The sequence below is a fragment of the Pseudomonas sp. S5D5 genome (genome assembly GCF_003013355.1).
GTDB classification, from domain to species: domain Bacteria; phylum Pseudomonadota; class Gammaproteobacteria; order Pseudomonadales; family Pseudomonadaceae; genus Aquipseudomonas; species Aquipseudomonas aylmerensis.
This window is the reverse complement of sequence record NZ_PTEO01000001.1, coordinates 4,475,650-4,493,432: the sequence shown is the minus strand read 5'-3', so window position 1 is coordinate 4,493,432 and position 17,783 is coordinate 4,475,650. Positions and strand designations below refer to the sequence as shown.

At 63.4% G+C, this 17,783-nt stretch carries 13 protein-coding genes; 5 read left to right on the top strand and 8 right to left on the bottom strand.

Features of this window, described 5'->3' with window-relative positions; translation table 11 throughout:
- The 4 genes from C9990_RS20210 to C9990_RS20195 form a co-directional block, all read right to left on the bottom strand.
- Entirely contained in the window at nt 1–1,242 is a 1,242-nt protein-coding gene (locus tag C9990_RS20210) for an FAD-dependent oxidoreductase (protein WP_065905698.1), read from the bottom strand.
- Nucleotides 1,224–2,129 (bottom strand): bifunctional methylenetetrahydrofolate dehydrogenase/methenyltetrahydrofolate cyclohydrolase FolD, encoded by a 906-nt coding sequence (gene folD, locus C9990_RS20205; protein ID WP_065905700.1) that lies wholly within the window; start codon nt 2,127–2,129, stop codon nt 1,224–1,226. The genes C9990_RS20210 and folD (C9990_RS20205) overlap by 19 nt, the downstream gene beginning before the upstream one ends.
- Nucleotides 2,126–2,992 (bottom strand): formyltetrahydrofolate deformylase, encoded by an 867-nt coding sequence (purU, locus tag C9990_RS20200; RefSeq protein ID WP_106804441.1) that lies wholly within the window; start codon nt 2,990–2,992, stop codon nt 2,126–2,128. Before purU ends, folD (C9990_RS20205) begins: the two co-directional genes overlap by 4 nt.
- A 324-nt stretch (nt 2,993–3,316) precedes the next feature.
- Nucleotides 3,317–3,916, bottom strand: a complete 600-nt coding sequence (locus tag C9990_RS20195; RefSeq protein WP_053139883.1) for a helix-turn-helix domain-containing protein — start codon at nt 3,914–3,916, stop codon at nt 3,317–3,319.
- Between the two features lie 282 nt (nt 3,917–4,198).
- Here C9990_RS20195 and glnT point away from each other — a divergent pair, with 282 nt between their 5' ends.
- From glnT to C9990_RS20170, 5 genes are all read left to right on the top strand, one after another.
- Nucleotides 4,199–5,533: a type III glutamate--ammonia ligase gene (gene glnT, locus C9990_RS20190; RefSeq protein WP_065905705.1), complete on the top strand. Its 1,335-nt coding sequence runs from the start codon at nt 4,199–4,201 to the stop codon at nt 5,531–5,533.
- 132 nt (nt 5,534–5,665) lie between these two features.
- The gene (locus C9990_RS20185; protein WP_106804440.1) at nt 5,666–6,571 is read left to right on the top strand and encodes a glutamine amidotransferase family protein; all 906 of its coding nucleotides are present in this window, start codon (nt 5,666–5,668) and stop codon (nt 6,569–6,571) included.
- An 11-nt stretch (nt 6,572–6,582) separates the two neighbouring features.
- On the top strand, nt 6,583–7,257 hold the full coding sequence (locus C9990_RS20180; RefSeq protein WP_065905709.1) for a protein glxC: 675 nt from the start codon (nt 6,583–6,585) through the stop codon (nt 7,255–7,257).
- Nucleotides 7,258–7,272: 15 nt separating this feature from the next.
- A complete protein-coding gene (locus C9990_RS20175) occupies nt 7,273–8,595 on the top strand; it encodes an FMN-binding glutamate synthase family protein (RefSeq protein ID WP_106804439.1) in 1,323 nt (440 codons plus the stop codon).
- Between the two features lie 185 nt (nt 8,596–8,780).
- Nucleotides 8,781–10,106, top strand: a complete 1,326-nt coding sequence (locus tag C9990_RS20170; RefSeq protein ID WP_106804438.1) for an ammonium transporter — start codon at nt 8,781–8,783, stop codon at nt 10,104–10,106.
- A gap of 1,248 nt (nt 10,107–11,354) precedes the next feature.
- Here the strand turns inward: C9990_RS20170 and folD (C9990_RS20165) are convergent.
- From folD (C9990_RS20165) to C9990_RS20150, 4 genes are all read right to left on the bottom strand, one after another.
- A complete protein-coding gene (gene folD / locus C9990_RS20165; protein ID WP_106804437.1) occupies nt 11,355–12,269 on the bottom strand; it encodes a bifunctional methylenetetrahydrofolate dehydrogenase/methenyltetrahydrofolate cyclohydrolase FolD in 915 nt (304 codons plus the stop codon).
- 66 nt (nt 12,270–12,335) lie between these two features.
- Nucleotides 12,336–14,015, bottom strand: coding sequence for an APC family permease (locus C9990_RS20160; protein WP_106804436.1), 1,680 nt, complete (start codon nt 14,013–14,015; stop codon nt 12,336–12,338).
- Nucleotides 14,016–14,088: 73 nt separating this feature from the next.
- Entirely contained in the window at nt 14,089–16,398 is a 2,310-nt protein-coding gene (locus tag C9990_RS20155; protein WP_106805694.1) for a DUF1989 domain-containing protein, read from the bottom strand.
- A 14-nt stretch (nt 16,399–16,412) separates the two neighbouring features.
- Nucleotides 16,413–17,780 carry an NAD(P)-binding domain-containing protein gene (locus C9990_RS20150; protein WP_065905720.1) on the bottom strand — a complete coding sequence of 456 codons (1,368 nt, stop codon included), beginning with the start codon at nt 17,778–17,780 and terminating at the stop codon, nt 16,413–16,415.
- Nucleotides 17,781–17,783: the final 3 nt, after the last annotated feature.

The window sequence follows — 17,783 nt, the reverse complement described above, 5'->3', positions numbered from 1 at the left end:
TCAGTGACTGGCCGCCGTAGCGCCCATCTCGTTGACTTGCTGGAAGGTCGAGAAACGTTCGAGGCCGAACGGCTTGATCAGCGCCGGCACCTGGCCGCCGCTGGCGACCAGCTCGGCCATGGTCTTGCCGCAGATGGGCGTGGCCTTGAAACCCCAGGTGCCCCAGCCGGCGTCGAGGTAGTAGTTCTTCACCGGTGACAGGCCCATGATCGGGCTGTAGTCCGGGGTCATGTCGGTGATCCCGGCCCACTGGCGCATCAGCTTGGCGTTGGCCAGGAACGGGAACATTTCGATCGCGTGGGCCAGCAGGCTTTCCTTGAGGTCCAGGGTCGAGCGCGTGTTGAACAGCGGATAAGGATCGGAGCCGCCGCCGAACACCACTTCACCGCGGCTGGTCTGCTGCACATAGCAGTGCAGTGCGGAGGAACTCACCAACGGGTCGAGGAACGGCTTGAACGGTTGGGTGACCATGGCTTGCAGCGGGAAGGTCTGGATCGGCGAGCGGATGCCGGCCTTGGCCATCAGCAACGAGCTGTGCCCGGCAATCGCCTGTACCACGCAGCCGCACTGGATGGTGCCGCGATTGGTCTTCACGGCGGTAATCGTGCCGTGGTCGATGACCAGGTCCTGCACCTCGGTGAGTTGATGAATTTCCACCCCGCGCTTGGCCGCCTGCTTGGCGTAGCCCCAGGCCACGGCATCGTGGCGCGCGGTGGCGCCGTCGATATGCCAGAGCCCGGCGATCACCGGCAAGTGCCCGGGGTCGAGGTTGAGGCTGGGCACCAGTTCGCGGATCTGCTGGCGGTCGATCATCTCGGTGCGCCCGCCGAAGTGCTTGTTGACCTCGGCACGCTGGCGGAACGAACGCACGGTGGCATCGGTATGCGCCAGGGTCAGTTGGCCGCGTTCGGAGTACATGATGTTGAAGTCGAATTCGTTGGACAGCGACTGGAACATCTTCACCGACTCGGCGTAGAAGCGCACACCCTCGCTGGTCAGGTAGTTGGAGCGGATCACTGCGGTATTGCGCGCGGTATTGCCGCCGCCCAGGTAGGCCTTTTCCAGCACCGCGATGTTGCTGATGCCGTGGTACTTGGCCAGGTAGTAGGCGGTTGCGAGGCCATGGCCGCCGGCGCCGATGATCACCACGTCATAGCTGGCCTTGAGTTCCTTGGGCGGGGGCAGATCCACCTCCACCGGGTACTCCGAACTCAGCCCGTACTTCAATAGATTGAATGGCATACGGCCTCCGATTGGCTGCGTAGGGCGTGGTGTTGCGCGAGGGCGGCGGCCACGGTGTTTTTCATCAGGAAGGCAATGGTCATCGGGCCGACACCGCCGGGTACCGGGGTGATGGCGGCGACATGGGGCAGGGCGCCGTCGAAGTCGACATCGCCCACCAGGCGGCTGCGGCCGGCGTCGTCGATACGGTTGATACCGACGTCGATCACCACCGCGCCGGGCTTCAGCCAGCTGGCGTCGATCAAGCGTGCGCGGCCCACGGCGGCGATCACGATATCCGCCTGCCGGCACAGCGCCTGGGCGTTGTGGCTGCGCGAATGCAGCACGGTCACCGAGCAGTCCGCCTTGAGCAGCAGCGCGGCCATGGGCTTGCCGACGATGTTCGAACGGCCGATCACCACCGCATGTTTGCCGCGCAGGTCGCCGCAGGTTTGTTCCAGCAAATACAGGCAGCCGCTCGGCGTGCACGGCGTGAGCACCGCGCGGCCCTGGCTGAGGCCGCCGACGTTCTGGCTGTGAAAACCGTCGACGTCCTTGTCCGGCGCGATAGCCTCCAAGGCGCGCAGCTCGTCCATCTGCGCCGGCAACGGCAATTGCAGGAGGACGCCGTGGATGGCCGGGTCGGCGTTCAATTGGCCGATCAGGATCAACAGTTGTTCGGTGCTGGTATCGCCGGGCAGGCGGTGCTCCACGGAGCGGATGCCTACCTCTTCGGCGCGCAGGATTTTGTTGCGCACATACACCTGGCTGGCGGCGTCGTTGCCGACCAGGATCACCGCCAGGGCTGGCAGGATGTCTTGCTCATGCAGGCGTGCGACGTCCTCGCGGACCTGCAGTAGCACCTGCGCTGCGGCGGCTTTGCCATCGATCAGTTTGTGCGCGTTCACCGGAACACCACCGTTCTGTCCTGGTTGAGAAACACCCGGTGCTCAAGGTGGTACTTGACCGCCTTGGACAGGGCCACGGTCTCGGTGTCGCGACCGATGGCGACCAGGTCGTCGGGCTTGTACACGTGGTCCACGCGTTGCACTTCCTGCTCGATGATCGGGCCCTCATCCAGGTCGCTGGTGACGTAGTGCGCGGTCGCACCGATCAGCTTCACACCGCGTTGGTAGGCCTGGTGATAGGGCTTGGCGCCTTTGAAACCGGGCAGGAACGAGTGGTGAATATTGATCGCGCGCCCCGACAGTTGCCGGCACAGGTCGTCGGAGAGGATCTGCATGTAGCGCGCCAACACCACCAGTTCGGTGCGGGTGTCGTCGACCACCTTCATCAGCTCGGCTTCCTGCGCGGCCTTGTTGTCCTTCGACACGGGCAGGTAGATAAAGCGAATGCCCTCGCGCTCGGCCATCGGCCGCAGGTCGAGGTGGTTGGAGACGATGGCGGTGATGGTCATGTCCATCTCGCCCTTGTGGTAGCGGTAGAGCAGGTCGGTGAGGCAGTGGTCGAACTTGCTCACCATCAACATCACGCGCATCGGCTCGCGGGTGTCGTACAACTCCCACTGCATGTCGAAGGCCTGGGCGACATCGGCAAAGCCTGCGCGAATCTGTTCGAGATCGCCGGCGTGGCCGTCGTTGAAGCGAAACACGGCGCGCATGAAGAAGCGGCCGCTGAAGTCATCATCGAACTGCGCCATCTCCCCGATGTAGCACGCGTTGTCCGCCAGGTAAGTGGTGACGGCAGCGACAATGCCGGACACCGCGGGACAAGTGACCTTGATGATGAAATGGTTTTTTTCGTGTTGCATGACACGTCCTCGGGATGATGGCGGCAGCTCATCGCATAGCGAAAAAATGTCTGAGGACAGCGGGCTCGTTCCGTGAGCGCATTTTCTTGTGAGGAATAAAATATTCCTGAAGTGGCTTTATAGGGGAATGGGGGCGGGGCGTCTAGGGGTTTTGGGAAAGTTTTTTAACTGATAGGAATTTTTACGACGCGTGCCTACGCTGGAATGCGATCAAATGTAGGCGCTGGCTTGCCTGCGAAGGCATCCACCCACTGCCACTGGCAGACCGAGTTGCCCGCATCGCAGGCAAGCCAGCTCCCACAGAAAACAACCTCGGTGCCTGCGTTATTCCTTGTCGTTGCCGTAGTTCATGATCGACAACAACCGGATCGGCACCTGCACCAACTGCTCCGGCCCGTGCGGAATCTCCCCTTCGAAGGTCAGGCTGTCACCCGCTTCCATCCGGTACAGCTGGTTCCCATGCCGGTAAATCAGCTCACCTTCGAGCAAGTGCAAAAACTCCGTCCCCGGATGGGCAAAGGTCGGAAACTCCTCACTGGCGTCATCCATGCTGACCATGTACGCCTCGAAGCTCTTCTTCGGCCCGCGCGTGTGGTTGAGCAGGTGATAGGTATGCCCCTTCTCGGTCCCACGGCGCACCACTTCCATGCCCTGGTCGGCCTTGACCAGCAAAGCGCTGCCGTCCTGCTGGTCGTATTCGCTGAACAATTTCGACAGCGGCAGCCCGAGCACATCACACAGGCGGCTCAGGGTGTCGAGGCTGGTGGAGACCTGGGCGTTTTCGATCTTGCTCAACATGCCCTGGCTGATATCGGCGATTTTCGCCACGTCGGACAGCTTCAGGTCCTGGGCCTGGCGCTGGCGTTTGATCTGCAGCCCCAGGTATTGCTCGAGCTTGAGGCGCGGGGCGGTTTCGGTGGACATGATCATCGGCTCCTGCACGGTTTCCGTTCAGTAATATTATTTTCGCACTGGGAAAGTGCAAGATCTGGCTCTTCAAGGCCACCCCGCTGTGCGTATTCCTGCGGGGAAAACAATTTTCCCATATATACAGCACAAAAGCGCTTTCACCGGCAGTTCAATCCACCGCTCGCGAATCTGGCAAGGGTATTGCATTCCTGTAAGGAAACTAACTTTCTTTTTAGGAATAAAAAGACAGCCTAGGCCCACCCACACGGTTTTGCCTTTCGCGAGGAGTGACACGCAATGTTGCCAGCAGAAACCCAGCGCATCATCGACAAGCACGGGATCAAGTACGTGCTTGCGCAGTTTGTGGATATACACGGTGCGGCCAAGACCAAGTCGGTGCCGATTTGCGGGCTCAAGACCGTGGCCGAAGAGGGCGCGGGCTTTGCCGGGTTTGCCATCAGCGGCATGGGCATGGAGCCCCACGGTCCGGACTTCATGGCGCGCGGTGACCTGTCCACGCTGACGCCGGTGCCGTGGCAACCGGGTTATGGGCGCGTGGTGTGCGTCGGGCATGTCGATGGCAAGCCCCATCCCTACGACAGCCGCTACGTGCTGCAGCAGCAGGTGCAGCGCCTGCAGGACAAGGGCTGGACCCTCAACACCGGCCTGGAACCCGAATTCAACCTGATGCGCCGCGACGAGCAGGGCAAGCTGCAACTGGTCGACCCCAGCGATAACCTCGACAAACCCTGCTACGACTACAAGGGCCTGTCGCGTTCGCGCGAGTTCCTCGAGCGCCTGACCGAAGCCTTGCAGGCGGTGGATTTCGAGGTCTATCAAATCGACCACGAAGACGCCAACGGCCAGTTCGAGATCAACTACACCTACAGCGACGCGCTGACCTCGGCCGACCGCTTTACCTTCTTTCGCATGGCCGCCGGCGAGATCGCCAATGACCTGGGCATGATCTGCTCCTTCATGCCCAAGCCCGACCCGAAACGCGCTGGCAACGGCATGCACTTTCACCTGTCGATCAGCAGCGCCGAGAACAAAAACCTGTTCCATGACGCCAGCGATCCGAGCGGCATGGGCCTGTCGAAACTGGCCTATCACTTCGCCGCCGGTTTGCTCGCCCATGGCCCGGCGTTGTGTGCGTTCGCCGCACCTACGGTCAACTCCTACAAGCGCCTGGTCGTGGGCAACTCGTTGTCCGGCGCCACCTGGGCCCCGGCCTTTATCGCCTTTGGCGCCAACAACCGTTCGGCGATGGTGCGCGTGCCGTATGGCCGCCTGGAATTTCGCCTGCCGGATGCCGGCTGCAACCCGTACCTGGTCAGCGCCGCGATCATCGCGGCAGGCCTGGATGGCATCGACCGCCAGCTGGAAATCGACCACGTCTGCAACGAGAACCTCTACAGCCTGAGCCTGGAGCAGATCGCCGAGCGCGGCATCAAGACCCTGCCGCAATCCCTCAAGGAAGCCTGCGACGCGCTGGAAGCCGACCCGCTGTTTGCCGAGGTGCTCGGCCCGCAGATCGTGGGCGAGTTCATCAAGCTCAAGCGCATGGAGTGGGTGGAGTACAGCCGCCATGTGAGCGACTGGGAAGTCGCGCGCTACACCGAATTTTTCTGAGGCAAGGGGCGGCAGCTGTGAGTTGCAAGCTGCAAGTCAAGGCGGTGGTAGGGGCCGCTCCAAGTCATCTGTCTACCCGGCTTGCTTGCAGCTTTGCAGCTTGCCACCCAGAACAAAGTGAGGACTGCTCTTATGTGTGGAATCGTAGGTCTGTACCTGAAAAATCCCCGACTGGAACCCCAGCTCGGCAAGCTGTTTGAACCGATGCTGCAGGCCATGACCGACCGCGGTCCGGACAGCGCGGGCTTCGCCATCTACGGCGATGAGGTCGCCGACGGCTGGGTCAAGTTGACCTTGCAGGCGACCACTGAAGCCTTCGACTGGAAGGCCTTGATGGGCGAGCTCGAAGGGCGCCTGGGTTGCTCGCTGGATTGGTTCCAGAACGCCAGCGCGGCGGTATTGAAAATCCACGCCGACGAGGCGCCGGTGCGCCTGGCCCTGGCCGAACTGGCGCCGAGCGTGCGCATCATGAGCGCCGGGCAAAGCATCGAGATCCTCAAGGGCATGGGCTTGCCCCAGGAGATTTCCCAGCGCTTCGGCCTGGCGGGTATGCAAGGCAGCCACATCATCGGGCACACGCGCATGGCCACCGAAAGCGCGGTGACCATGGAAGGCAGCCACCCGTTTTCCACCGGCGCCGACCTGTGCCTGGTGCACAACGGCTCGCTGTCGAACCACTTCCGCCTGCGCCAGGAACTCAAGCGCGAAGGCATTCATTTCGAGACCGACAACGACACCGAAGTCGCCGCCGGCTACCTGACCTGGCGCCTGCAACAGGGCGATTCGCTCAAAGAGGCGCTGGACCATTCCCTGCAGGACCTCGACGGCTTCTTCACCTTCGCCATCGGCACGCGCAACGGCTTTGCGGTGATCCGCGATCCGATTGCGTGCAAGCCGGCGATCCTCGCCGAGACCGACGACTACGTGGCCATGGCCTCCGAATACCAGGCGCTGTCGAGCCTGCCGGGCATCGAGAACGCGCGGATCTGGGAGCCGGCACCGGCCACTTTGTATATCTGGGAACGCCAGTCAGCTTAAGGAGCGCACACATGAAAACCATCGATCTTTCCACCGCCACTGTGCGTGACCTCAACCAGGCGCTGCACGCGCAAGTGCTCGACCACGAATGGCGCGTGACCCATTCCAACGGCAAGCACAACCTGGCCGTGGGCGTGAACCAGCCGGTGTCCATCGATATCGAGGGCCACGCCGGCTACTACTGCGCGGGCATGAACCAACAGGCCTCGATCACCGTGCACGGCAATGTCGGCGTGGGCTGTGCCGAGAACATGATGTCGGGTTCGGTGCGCGTCAAAGGCAGCGCGTCCCAGGCGGCCGGGGCCACGGCCCACGGCGGCCTGCTGGTGATTGAAGGCGATGCCGGCGCGCGTTGCGGAATCTCCATGAAGGGCATCGACATTGTCGTCGGCGGCAGCATCGGCCATATGAGCTGCTTCATGGGCCAGGCCGGGCGCCTGGTGGTGTGCGGCGATGCCGGCGATGCGCTGGGCGACTCGTTGTACGAGACCCACATCTACGTGAAAGGCACGGTGGAGTCCCTGGGCTCGGACTGCGTCGAAAAAGAGATGCGCAGCGAGCACCTGCAAGAGCTGCAGGAACTGCTCGACCGTGCCGGCTTCGCCCACCAGGCGGCGGATTTCAAGCGCTACGGCTCGGCCCGCCAGCTGTACAACTTCAAAGTCGATAACGCCTCCGCGTACTGATCAGGAGCTACAACCATGAGTGAACAAACCCCTCCGGTACTGCGCGAGTCGGCCACCTTCGACCGCCTGACCATCCAGGAAATCCAGCGTGCGGCCGAAACCGGTATCTACGATATTCGCGGCGGCGGCACCAAGGGCAAGTTGCCGCACTTCGATGACTTGCTGCTGCTCGGCGCCAGCGTGTCGCGTTACCCGCTCGAAGGCTATCGCGAGAAGTGCGGCACCGACGTGATCCTCGGTAACCGCTTTGCGAAGAAGCCGATCCACTTGAAGATCCCGGTGACCATCGCCGGCATGAGCTTCGGGGCGTTGTCGGCGAATGCCAAGGAAGCCCTGGGCCGTGGCGCGACCATCGCCGGCACCAGCACCACCACCGGTGACGGCGGCATGACCCCGGAAGAGCGCGGCCAGTCCCAGCACCTGGTGTACCAGTACCTGCCGTCGCGCTACGGCATGAACCCCGACGATTTGCGCAAGGCCGACGCCATCGAGATCGTCCTCGGCCAGGGCGCCAAGCCCGGCGGTGGCGGGATGCTGCTCGGCATGAAGGTCACCGAACGCGTGGCCGGCATGCGCACCTTGCCGATCGGTGTGGACCAGCGCAGTGCCTGCCGTCACCCGGACTGGACCGGCCCGGACGACCTGGCGATCAAGATTGCCGAGCTGCGCGAAATCACCGACTGGGAGAAACCGATCTACGTGAAGATCGGCGCGAGCCGGCCTTATTACGATGTGAAGCTGGCCGTCAAGGCGGGCGCGGATGTGATCGTGCTCGACGGCATGCAAGGCGGCACGGCGGCGACCCAGGAAGTGTTTATCGAGCACGTCGGCATTCCAATTCTGTCGGCGATCCCGCAAGCGGTACAGGCTTTGCAAGAGATGGGCATGCACCGCAAGGTCCAGTTGATCGTATCGGGCGGGATCCGCAACGGGGCCGACGTGGCCAAGGCCATGGCGATGGGCGCGGATGCGGTCGCCATCGGTACGGCGGCGCTGATTGCCCTGGGCGATAACCACCCACGGCTGGACGCGGAACTGAAAAAGATTGGCTCGGCCGCCGGCTACTACGACGACTGGCAGAACGGCCGCGACCCGGCCGGCATTACCACCCAGGACCCGGAACTGTCCAAGCGCCTCGACCCGGTGGAAGGCGGGCGGCGGTTGGCCAACTACCTGCGGGTGATGGTGCTGGAAGCGCAGACCATGGCGCGGGCGTGCGGCAAGTCGCACCTGCACAACCTCGACCCCGAGGACCTGGTGGCGCTGACAGTGGAGTCGGCGGCGATGGCCCGGGTGCCGTTGGCAGGGACCAGCTGGGTGCCCGGTTCCGGCTACTGAGCCTGGCGTCATACCTGTGGCGAGGGCGCTTGCTGCCGTTCAGCGCAGCTGCAGCCGGCGTTTTAGGGCTGCGTAAGCGCCCTTGCCACGACAGATCGGCAAATCAAGGAGCCCGTCAAGAGGCTCTCCAAACAACAACTGCTCGCTGCCAGGCATATCCCATTTCTTTCGCAGGAGCTTTGAATATGGTCAATCGTCTTCTCGGCAAGTCCCTCTTCGGGTTATTGGCCGCCAGTGCCTTCGCACCTTTGGCACAGGCCGCCGATGCACCCACCTTGAACACCGGCAGCACCGCCTGGATGGTCACCGCCGCCGTGCTGGTGCTGTTCATGTGCCTGCCGGGGCTTGCGTTGTTCTATGGCGGCCTGGTCCGTGCGAAAAACATGCTCTCGCTGTTCACCCAGTGTTTCGGCATCGCCGGCCTGGTGGGCGTGCTGTGGGTGATCTACGGCTACAGCATGGTGGTCGACACCACCGGCATGGTCGAAGGGCAGGTGACGTTCAACAGTTTTGTCGGCGGTTTGAGCCGTGCGTTCCTGGCCGGCATGACCCCCGAAAGCCTGGTGGGGGATATCCCGGAAGGTGTATTCGTGACCTTCCAGATGACCTTTGCCATCATCACCCCCGCGCTGATCGCCGGGGCGTTTGCCGAACGCATGAAGTTCTCGGCGGCGCTGTGGTTCATGGCCATCTGGTTCACCCTGGTATATGCCCCGGTGGCGCATATGGTCTGGGGCGGTTCGGGGGCCTTGATGCATAACTGGGGCGTGCTCGATTTTGCCGGCGGCACCGCCGTGCACATCAACGCCGGTGTGGCTGCGCTCGCCGCGTGCCTGATCCTCGGCAAGCGCAAGGGCTACCAGAACACGCCGATGCCTGCGCACAACCTGAGCCTGACCATGGTCGGCGCGGCGATGCTCTGGGTCGGCTGGTTCGGCTTCAACATCGGCTCCGGCGGCGGGCTCAACGGCCTTTCCGGGATTGTCATGCTCAATACCCAACTGGGCGCGTGTGCCGGGATCCTCGGCTGGATGTTCACCGAGTGGTTCAAGGTCGGCAAACCGAGTGCCCTCGGCCTGGCCAGCGGCGCGTTGGCCGGTCTGGTCGGGATCACCCCGGCGTGCGCCTATGTGGGCGTCGGCGGCGCGTTGGCCATCGGCTTGCTGTGCGGGGTGTTCTGCTACCTCAGCGTGACCGTATTGAAACGCCGCTTCGGCTACGACGACAGCCTCGACGTGTTCGGCCTGCACGGCATCGGCGGCATGATCGGTGCGGTTTTGACCGGCGTGTTCTGCGTACCGTCCATGGGCGGACTGGTCGAAGGCGTGACCATGGGCGGCCAGGTCGTGGCGCAGATCAAAGGGGTCGTGCTGACCACCGTGTACTGCTTCGCGATCAGCTGGATCATCCTCAAAGTCATCAACGCCCTGATCGGCCTGCGTGCCCATGAATCGGTGGAAGACATGGGGTTGGACCTGGCCGAGCATAACGAGCGGGCCTACAACCACTGATCACAACCCAAACCTGTAGGCGCTGGCCAGCGATAGCGGTGGATCAGTCAATGCATAGGGTGACTGACACGCCGCCATCGCAGGCAAGCCAGCTCCCACAGGGGTTTTGTGTTGTGATTCAGATCACTGCCAGCCTGGCCTGCCTAACAAGCGGGCGCCTTCCACAATCGACCGGACACCTCGAAAAAATGTGGGAGCTGGCTTGCCTGCGAAAGCGGTGTGCCAGGCGCAGAAATGCCAGCAATGCCGCCGCCTTCGCAGCCTCGCCGGGGCTCGACAACTCCCACACTTGGGCTGCGTCGCGCCGGATATTGCGATCACCCTGGGGATTGAAATAAGGGCGACTCGGCCAATTTCCTGTGGGAGCTGGCTTGCCGGCGATAGCGCTGGATCAGCCAAAGCATAAGGTGACTGACACACCGCCATCGCAGGCAAGCCAGCTCCCACAGGGGTTTTGTGTTGTGATTCAGATCACTGCCAGCCTGGCCTGCCTAACAAGCGGGCGCCCTCCACAAGCGACCGGACACCTCGAACAAATGTGGGAGCTGGCTTGCCTGCGAAAGCGGTGTGCCAGGCGCAGAAAATGCCGGCAATGCCGCCGCCTTCGCAGCCTCGCCGGGGCTCGACAACTCCCACACTTGGGCTGCGTCGCGCCGGATATTGCGATCACCCTGGGGATTGAAATAAGGGCGACTCCGCCAATTTCCTGTGGGAGCTGGCTTGCCTGCGAAAGCGGCGGATCAGCCAAAGCATAAGGTGACTGACACACCGCCATCGCAGGCAAGCCAGCTCCCACAGGGGTTTTGTGTTGTGATTCAGATCACTGCCAGCCTGGCCTGCCTAATAAGCGGGCGCCTTTCACAATCGACCGGACACCTCGAAAAAATGTGGGAGCTGGCTTGCCTGCGAAAGCGGTGTGCCAGGCGCAGAAAATGCCAGCAATGCCGCCGCCTTCGCAGCCTCGCCGGGGCTCGACAACTCCCACACTTGGGCTGCGTCGCGTCGGATATTGCGATCACCCTGGGGATTGAAATAAGGGCGACTCCGCCAGCTCCCACAGGGGTTTTGTGTTGTGGTTCAGATCACTGCCGGCCTGGCCTGCCTAACAAGCGGGCACCCTCCACAATCGACCGGACACCTCGAAAAAATGTGGGAGCTGGCTTGCCTGCGAAAGCGCTGGATCAGCCAACGCATAAGGTGACTGACACACCGCCATCGCTGGCAAACCAGCTCCTGCAGGGGGGGCGTTCAGGACACGGCCAGGGTCAGGGGCCGGGCAGTGCGCTGCAGTTGGCTGGCCACCAGGGTGTTTTTCAGCAGGTAGGCAATGGTCATCGGCCCGACACCGCCGGGCACCGGGGTGATTGCGCTGGCCACCGTGCGAGCGCTGGCGTAATCGACGTCGCCCACCAACCGCGTGCCGGTCTCGGTGTTGATGCGGTTGATACCCACGTCAATCACCACCGCGCCTGGCTTCAGCCAGCTGGCGTCGATCAACTGCGGGCGGCCGACGGCGGCGACGACGATGTCGGCCAGGCGGCACAACGCCGGTGCATCGACACTGCGCGAATGCACCACGCTGACCGAGCAGTTGGCCTGCAGCAGCAGGGTCGCCATCGGTTTGCCGACGATGTTCGAACGGCCGATGACCACCGCGTGCATTCCGCTCAAATCACCGCAGGTTTCATACAGCAGGCGCATGCAGCCGCTGGGCGTGCAGGGCGTCAGCACCTCGATGCCTTGCACCAGGCCGCCGACGTTTTCGCGGTGGAAGCCGTCCACGTCCTTGATCGGGTCAATCGCGTGAATCACCGCCGCCTCGTCGATATGCCCCGGCAGCGGCAGCTGCACGAGGATGCCATTGACCGACGTATCGGCATTCAACTGTGCCAGCAGGGCCAGCACCTGCGCCTGGGTGGCGTCATCCGGCAGCCGGTATTCAAGCGAGCGAATCCCGACTTCCTTGGCGCGCAGCAGTTTATTGCGCACGTAGACATGGCTGGCCGGGTCATCGCCCACCAGCAGTACCGCCAGGGCAGGGTAGATCTGTTGCGTGGCGAGCACCTGGACCTCTTCGCGAACCTCGTCGAGCACCCGGGCAGAGATGGCCTTGCCGTCGATATCGCGGGCAAGCGTGGGGAGAGAGCTGGTCAAAAGCGTCACCGTTGTCTGGAGAAATAGGGAGGCGCTGAGGGAACAGATCCCTCAGCGATAAGCAGTCCAGTGGGCTCAGGCTACCAGTTGATGGCAGGCATACACCACCAGTGCACCGGCAATCAGCGTGGCATAGGGCAGCCAGCCGGCGCGGCGTTGGCCGTCGCCGACCTGCAGATACAGGTCGCTGAGCATGGCGGCGGGGAAGCGACCTTTGTCCTGTACGTAGTGACGGAAGCAGAACACCGGCAAGATCAGCAGCGCCAGGAGCAAGCCGGTGACCAGCGTGCCCGCACCCCAGATGTCCGCACCCAGGCCCATGCAGGCCAGGTTGACGAAACTCAACACGCCACCGGCCACGAGCAGCACGGTGGGCGCTTTGTACGGGCGCACCCAGTCGGGGCGGTCCAGGCGGTGAATCCAGCCGGCATTCAGGTTGAGAAAGTTGAAGATGATGTAGCTGACGTTGGACGCCGCGAGCACAAATACATAGTCCGACATCAACAACAGCAGCAGGTTGAACGACAGGTCGGTCCACATTGCCGCCGTCGGCGCGCCGTGTTCATTGGTGCGCCCCAGGTACTTGGGCAGCCAGCCATCCACCGACGCCTGATACAGCGTGCGTGACGAGCCGGACATCGAGGTCATGATCGCCAGCAGCGTCGCCAGCACCAACATGATCAGCACGATATTGGCGACCACCTTGCCGCCGCCGATGCTGTCGGCCAGCACCTGGCCAACGCCCATGCCGCTGTAGATCGCTGGCGACAACAGGCCGCTGTACACCGCCGGTGTAACAATGGCGCCGCTGGCGTCAAGCACCGCCGGGGTCACCAGTTGCCCCAGCCCGAGGCTGCCTTGAAACGCCAGCGGCACCAGGGTGAACACCAGGATGCACAGCAGGCCGGCGTAGAAGATGGCCTTGAAGGTGTCGCGCTTGGGGTCCTTGAACTCGCGGGTGTAGCACACCGCTGTTTCGAAGCCGTAGGTGGACCAGGCGGCCATGAACAAACCGCCGGCCATCAGCGACCAGCCAGAGATATCCCAGGGCCCATCGATGACTTGCCCGGCCGCATCATGGGCCAGCGGGTACAGCGGCAGGAAGTTGGCCTGGGCCGCATCCCCGGTGAACAACGGCACCACGCCCACCAGCAGCAGTGGAATCAGCGAGGTGACACCGAGTACCAGGGTCAGGCGTGCCGAACGCAGGATGCCGCCGTGTTGCACGGCAAATACCGTGAGCAGGATCAACAGGCCGATGCCGAAGGTCGCATTGATGCGCAGCGACAGGCCGCTTTTCACCCAGCCCAGGTCCAGCAAGGTCAGTTGCCAGGTGTTGATCAGCGCATCGGCGGGAAACAGCGCGGTGAGGATATACCCCGCCGCCAACCCCGAACCGATGGACAGCACCGGCGACCAGGCCAGCCAGTTGCACCACACCGACACCGGCGCGATCAGCTTGCTGTAGCGCACCCAGGCCACCGCGCCGTACACCGAGGCACCGCCGGATTTGTGCGGGAACAGCCCGGCGATCTCGGCATAGGTAAAGGCCTGGATAAACCCGAACAGGATCGACACGATCCATACGATCCACGCCGGCTTGCCGACCGTCGCCGCAATGGCGCCAATAGAGAACAGCACCAGGGCGGGTACGCCACTGGCGACCCAGAACGCCCCGCGCCAATCGATCTTGCGGTGCAGGCTGCCCACCGAACTGGCGGCCTGCGGTACTGCCTCGAACGTCGTCGCTTCCATCTCTGTATTCCCATGTCTGAATAGCGTTTAAGTGGGGCAGTCAAAATGGGGTGGCACACGCGTATCGGAACGATCAGCTACGCACCCGGCTTTTGTCCGGGTCGTAGAAAATCGCTGCGCTGACCGTGGCGCTGATGCGCTTCTGCAGGCCATCGACTTTGCCAATCTCAAGTGCCGTGCCGGGCTCGGCGCAGCTCACATCCACCCGGCACAGCGCGATATTGCTGGCCAGCAACGGTGAGCGGCAGGCACTGGTAATCACCCCGACCTGGGCCCGGTCGTGGTACACCGGGTCGCCATGGTGGGCCGCCTCGTTGCCGCCCAGGTGCAGGCCGACCAGCTTGTGGGTGGGGTGGGCACTGCGCCGTAACAGGGCTTCACGGCCGATAAAATCATCGGTCTTGCTCTTCAATGGCACGCTGAAACCGATGCCGGCCTCGAACGGATCGGTCTGGTCGCTGAACTCGTAGCCGGCGAAAATCAGCCCGGCTTCGATGCGCAGCAGGTCCAGGGCTTCCAGCCCCAGCGGCACCAGGCCCAGGGGTTGCCCGAGGTGCCAGATGCGGTCCCAGACCCGCTCGGCGTCTTCGGGTTGGCACCACACTTCATAGCCCAGCTCACCGGTGTAGCCGGTGCGGGAAATCATCAACGGGCAGCCATCGAAGCCGTCCAGCCGACCGACCAGGAAGCGGAACCAGCCGAGGGTTTCCAGGCTGGACTGGGTGGGCGGGGTCCAGACCATCTGCTTGAGCAGCTCGCGGCTCAGCGGGCCTTGCACGGCGAGGTTGTGGATCTGCTCGCTGGCGGACTTGATCCAGACTTTCATGCCGAGTTTCTGTGCCTGCTCGCGCAGCCAGGGGCCGGCGTAGTCTTCGCCGCAGATCCAGCGGAAATTGTCCGGGCCCAGGCGCAGCAGGGTGCCGTCGTCGAGCATGCCGCCGTGCGCGTGGCACATCGCCGAGTACACCACCTGGCCCACCGCCAGGCGCCGCACGTCGCGGGTCAGGCAGTACTGCAGCAAGGCTTCGGCGTCGGGGCCGAGGATCTCGAATTTGCGCAGGGCGGTCAGGTCCATCACCGCCACGCGCTCGCGACACCCCAGGTATTCCTCGGTGGCGCCATAGCCGTCGTAGCGCAGCGGCAGCCACCAGTTGCGGTAGTCGGTGAAGCTGCCGGTGAGGGCGCTGGTGCGTGAGTGGAACGCAGACTCACGGGTGAGAATCGGGTCGGCATCCGCCGTGGTTCGAGTGCTCATGGCGATGGAAAAACGCTCCTTCTCGCGGTAGATGCGGACATGGATATCGGTCGGGTTCCAGCCATTGGCCGGGTCAATGTCATCCGGGCACGAGGTGCTGCCACACACCAGGTCGGTCATGGCCTTCAGCAGCACGTAGTCGCCGGGGCGCGACCAGGGCTCATCCAGGGTCATCTGCTGGTGTGCATCAATACCGGTGTTGAAGAAGAAATTGATCGCCGGCCAACCCTTGCGCGCCTGCACGCCATGGGGGGCGAGGACCTGACTGAGGTTGTCGCTGCAGTTGTCGTGCCCGAAGTACCCGTGGCTCTCGTAATAACGCGCCGCGCAGGCCAGGGCGAACGAGTCGTGGCGCCCGACGGTGTCGCGCACCACCTCGAGCATGGGCTGCATCTGGCGGTCGAAAAACTTCGAGAACAGCCCCGGTGCCGGGTAGGCGCTGCCGTTCAGCGTGCGGGTTACGGTCTGGTCGAGGTCCAGCTCAATACCGCGATCCAGGGCGCGGCGGTCGAGCGCGACGAAGTCCGAACACTGGCGTCCCGCGACGTCCAGTACCTGGACGTACTGCCCCTTGGCGACGGTGTAGGCATGGGCCGTGCCGGCGCGCAGGGTGAACTCGTCCAGCACCTCGCCCAACGGCTCAGGCAGGGCAGGCACCCAGAGCGGCGACGGGTTGGCGCGGGTGACCAGCAGGCGCAGTTCACTGGGCCGGTATTGCCGGTCGACAGCGGTCGGGCCGGCAGGGGCGGCGACGATCACCAGCAGCGCGTCCTGCGCGACAAAATGGCGGCTGTGGCCGGGCGGGCTGTCGTCGTCCCACAACGACGCGGCGCGCGGCAACTGCTGCGCCTCTATGCCGCGCCGATCGAGCACCTGGCCGATACGCGCGGGCACGCTGCAGGCGATAGACGCGTGCAATCCCCAGCTGGCCAGGGCGCTGCGGCCGCCGGCGTCGAGGGCCAGCAGTATGCAGGCCTGGCGGCCTTCGACGTCGATGACTTGCAGGCCGTCGCCGGGCTGCAAGTCGACCAGCGTCATACCGCCGGCGGCCACGCGGTAGCGTTCCAGGTTCGGCGCGCGGGCAAACAAGCCGGGTTCTCGCGGGCGCGAAATACGCGGTGCATTCATCATCGGCTGCACCTTCAACCGACCGACTTGATGGCGGTCGCGGGCTCGCCGAGGTACGCCGCCATCGAGTCGTCCAATGCCTGCAGCCAGGGAGTGTGGTGCGGCGGTGACTGGGTGCCGGTCATCAATGAGCGATAGGACTTGTCGCGATAGCCCATGATGTTTTCCGCCTTGTCGTGCTTCCAGTGCAGGAAGGTTTCGTTGACGGCGGCAATGTCGAAATTCGGGTAGTCGGTGGCGTCCACCAGGTGCTGGATGTAGGCGCCCTGGTACTCGAACATCTGCTGGTTGGTTTCCAGCACCTGTTCGCGCGCCTGCCATTGCCGGCTGTCGGCGAGCATTTCGGCGTGGCTGGGCAGCGGGATGCGCCCCAGGATCACATCGCGCGCGTACCAGGCCTGGGCATCGAACATGTTGAAGGAGTACCACTGGTCCTGCATGCCGAGGTAGATCAGCCGCGGATTGGCTTCCCAGAACACGCCTTTGTAGAGGTTCATCGGCCACAGGCGGTTATCGGTTTTCAGGCTCAGCTCATCGGGCAGGAACGGGAAGTGATGCTTGTAGCCAGTGCAAAGGATGACGGCGTCGATGTGCTTGCTGCTGCCGTCGACGAAATACGCACGGTTGTTTTCCAGGCGCTTGAGCAGCGGTTTTTCTTCCCAGTTGTCGGGCCAGGCGTAGCCCATGGGCGCGGTGCGGTAGCAACTGGTGATGCTGCGCGCGCCGTATTTGTAGCATTGCGAGCCGATGTCCTCGGCAGAATAACTGCTGCCGACAATCAGCAGGTCCTTGTCCTTGAACTCCAGCGCCTCGCGAAAATCATGCGCATGCAGGATGCGCCCGGCGAACTGCTCGAAGCCGTCGAAGTACGGCACCTTGGGCGTGGAAAAGTGGCCGCAGGCGTTGATCACGTAGTCGAATGCTTCGCTGGTCAAGGTGTCGCTGGTGTAGTCGTGGGCCTGCAGGGTGAAGCGCTGGGTCTGTTCGTCGAAGGTGACTTGGCGCACCACGTTGTTGAAACGGATGTAGTCGCGCACGCCGGCCTTTTCCACGCGGCCCTTGATGTAGTCCCACAGCACTTCGCGGGGTGGGTAGGAACCGATCGGCCGGCCGAAATGCTCCTCGAAGGTGTAGTCGGCAAACTCCAGGCATTCCTTGGGGCCGTTGGACCACAGGTAGCGGTACATGCTGCCGTGCACCGGCTCGCCGTTTTCATCCAGGCCGGTGCGCCAGGTGTAGTTCCACATGCCGCCCCAGTCCTGCTGTTTTTCGAAGCACACCAGTTCGGGGATGTCTGCCCCTTTGTCGCGGGCCGACTGGAAGGCGCGAAGTTGCGCCAGGCCACACGGGCCGGCGCCGATGATTGCAACACGTAGAGTCATGAG